Source organism: Bartonella sp. AP19HLJMH (assembly GCF_042196245.1).
Lineage (GTDB): Bacteria > Pseudomonadota > Alphaproteobacteria > Rhizobiales > Rhizobiaceae > Bartonella.
In genome coordinates this window covers 1-940 of the sequence record NZ_JBHIPX010000079.1, presented here as the reverse complement: position 1 = coordinate 940, position 940 = coordinate 1, and the positions used below count along the sequence as shown (strand labels likewise).

The following is a 940-nucleotide window of genomic DNA, read 5'->3' as shown; positions in this document are numbered from 1 at the left end:
CCTCGAGTTATAACGATGTCGCGTCTGCCTTTGCTGGTGTTGGTGATTCATTCGAGAATGTTAAAGATAAAATCGATCATGTTAAGGATGAAATTACCGAAGAGATTACCAATGAAATTACCACTGCTCAGGCTGACGCCTTGTTGTGGGATAAGTCTAAAGGTGCGTTTGTAGCAACGCATGGTGAAGAGAATACAAGCAGCAAGATAACATCGCTTTCCAATGGATCTATAACTAAAGACTCAAGTGATGCTGTAGCGGGTAACCAGCTATATGCACTAGGGAGCGGTGTTGCGAAGTCCTTAGGTGGTAAAGCTAAGTATGAGAATGGCACATGGACAGCTCCGACTTACGAGATCTCTCATGTTTCTGCAGATGGTGATGTGGTAAAGACGAGCTTCAATGATGTTGGTAGTGCTTTTGCGGGTCTTGATACGAGTGTCAAGAATGTGAACACACATCTGTCTAATGAGGTCAAAAAGTTTGAGGATAAACTAAGTAATATTACTCAAGCGGTTAATGGTGATGCTTTATTATGGAGCGACGCTGCACATTCCTTTGTAGCGACGCATGGGGACAGTAAAGAGAGCAGCAAGATAACGTCTCTTAAAAATGGAGACATTAGTAGAACGTCAACGGATGCTGTAGCGGGTAACCAGCTATATGCACTAGGGAGCGATGTTGCGAAGTCTTTAGGTGGAGGAGCTAAGTATGAGGATGGTAAATGGAGCAAACCTAAGTTCACGGTTAAAACAGTAAAATCTGATGGAACTGAGAGTGAGGAGAGCTATACAGATGTGGCTTCAGCGTTTGCCGGTGTAGGAACTTCTTTCACGGATTTACATAAAGAGATTACCAATGAAATTAATAAAGTTGTAGGAGATAGTCTTGTTAAGCAGGATGATGCTACGAAGGTAATCAAGATAGGTGATGAAAAAGA

The 940-nt window shown here is 42.4% G+C and carries 1 pseudogene; it reads left to right on the top strand.

The features are described from left to right. Positions 1-940 (top strand): annotated as a pseudogene (locus tag ACFINR_RS09465) (hypothetical protein); the annotation flags it as partial.